Origin of the sequence: Mesorhizobium sp. M0184 (assembly GCF_040322215.1) — a bacterium.
Classification (GTDB): domain Bacteria; phylum Pseudomonadota; class Alphaproteobacteria; order Rhizobiales; family Rhizobiaceae; genus Mesorhizobium.
In genome coordinates this window covers 1-676 of the sequence record NZ_JAMYSZ010000111.1, presented here as the reverse complement: position 1 = coordinate 676, position 676 = coordinate 1, and the positions used below count along the sequence as shown (strand labels likewise).

Below are 676 nucleotides of genomic sequence, written 5' to 3'. Positions count from 1 at the left end.
CCACGCGCCACCCCCGCCCCGCCGATGTAAAGCTCGCCCACCGCCCCGAACGGCACGGGCGCGCCATGACCGTCCAGCAGATACAACCGCGTGTTCGCAATCGGACGGCCGATCGGGACAACTGACCCGTCAAAATCAGCCGGGCAATTCCAGGCTGTAACGTCGATAGCAGCTTCCGTGGGACCGTATAGATTGTGCAGACCAGTCCAAGGCAATACGCGTCTAACCTTGCGCACAAGAGAGGCAGGAAGCACTTCGCCACTGCACAGGAGGCGCTGCAGGAAGGTGCAGCGGTCAACACCCTTTGTATAGATAAAGCTGACCAACATCGAGGGTACAAAGTGTGCCGTGGTGATGCGTTGGCTGATCATCAGCTCTACCAGCGCGTCGGGGTCTTTGTGTGCAGCCGGAGGCGCCAGCACCAGGGTCGCCCCTTCAAGCAACGTCCAGAAGAACTCCCAGGCCGAGACATCGAAGCCAAATGGTGTCTTCTGCAGGACGACATCAGTTGCATTGAGAGCGTAGGCTTTTTGCATCCAGATCAGGCGATTGATAATAGCCCGATGCTCGTTCTGTGCCCCTTTAGGCGTCCCGGTTGAGCCTGAGGTGTAGATGACATAGGCGAGATGGCGCGGGCTCAGGCCAAGGGCGCGCGGGTCCGGGTTCGAGGCCGGCA

1 protein-coding gene is annotated in these 676 nt (G+C 60.1%); it reads right to left on the bottom strand.

Features of this window, described 5'->3' with window-relative positions; all coding sequences use genetic code 11:
* A partial coding sequence (locus tag NKJ23_RS34535; protein ID WP_352685198.1) for an AMP-binding protein occupies positions 1 to 676 on the bottom strand: 676 nt, incomplete at both ends.